Here is a 1,326-nt window from a genome sequence, read left to right on the forward strand (position 1 = left end):
AGATCCGGCCGGTCGTGCGGGCCGCGGCGAACGCCGCCCGCGACGCGCTCGCCCGCACCCCCGAGCAGCTCGACGTGCTGCGCCTGGCCGGCGTCGTGGACGCCGGCGGGCGGGGCCTGACCGTACTGCTCGACGCGCTGCTCGCGGTGGTCACGGGGGAGCGTTCGGCGTACCGGATCCACCCGCACCAGGCGCCGACGCCGGTACCGATGCCGTTCGCCGGTCCGGTCGCCGCGCACGCCCATGTGCGTTCGGCCGGCCCCGCGTTCGAGGTGATCTACCTGCTCGACGCTCCCGAGGACGCGCTGCCGGGCCTGCGCGAGCGGCTCGGCGCGCTCGGCGACTCGCTCGTCGTGGTCGGCGGCGAGGGCCTGTGGAACGTGCACGTGCACGTCGACGACGCGGGCGCCGCGGTCGAGGCCGGCATCGCGGCGGGCCGACCGCACCGGATCCGGATCACCCACCTGGAGCGCGTCCTCGTCGGCGCCGCCACCCCCGACCCCGCCCCCACCCGCGGCATCGTCGCCGTGGCCCACGGGGACGGCCTCGCGACGCTGTTCGCCGAGAACGGCGCGCACATCGTCCAGGCCGGCCCCGGCCGACGCCCCTCCACGGGCGTGCTCGTGGAGGCGATCCGGCGCACCGAGGCGCGCGAGGTGGTGCTGCTGCCCAACGACGCCGACTGCCACGCGGTGGCCGGCGTCGCGGCCCAACAGGCGCAGGCCGAGGGCATCCGGGTCCAGGTCATCCCGACCAAGGCGGCGGTACAGGGCCTCGCGGCGCTCGCCGTGCACGAACCCGGACGCCGCTTCGACCAGGACGTGGTCGGCATGACCTCGGCCGCCGGCGCGACCCGCTACGGCGCGCTCACGGTCGCCGTGCGCGAAGCGTGGACCATGGCCGGCGTCTGCCAGGCCGGCGACGTCCTGGGCGTGATCGAGAGCGACATCGCGGTGATCGGCCAGGACGTGGTCGCCACCGGCACCGAGGTCGTCGACCGCATGCTCGCGGGTGGCGGCGAACTGGTCACCCTGGTCACCGGCAACGCCGTCCCATACGGCCTCGCCACCGCGATCGAACGCCACCTGCGGGCGACTCGCCCGGAGGTGGACGTCATGGTCTACGAAGGCGGCCAGGAGGTCTACCCCCTCTTCGTCGGCGTCGAGTAGCGGCCGCGACCACCGCCGCCGTTTCGCTTCTGGCGGCCTTTGGCTCACGGCTATGGGATGGGCCTCGCCCGTGAGCGGGACGGGCGGGGTCGCGCTGCTGCCGTTTCGCTTTTGGTGGGCTTGGCGGTGGTTCCCACCCGCACCACCCGTTGCGTTC

1 protein-coding gene is annotated in these 1,326 nt (G+C 75.1%); it reads left to right on the forward strand.

Annotated features, from left to right (window positions below; translation table 11 throughout):
* On the forward strand, nt 1-1,169 hold a 1,169-nt coding region (locus GT354_RS34575), incomplete at its 5' end, for a DAK2 domain-containing protein (protein ID WP_161360328.1).
* Between the last annotated feature and the right edge of the window lie 157 nt (nt 1,170-1,326).

It is taken from the genome of Streptomyces sp. SID3343 (assembly GCF_009865215.1).
Taxonomy (GTDB): Bacteria; Actinomycetota; Actinomycetes; order Streptomycetales; family Streptomycetaceae; genus Embleya.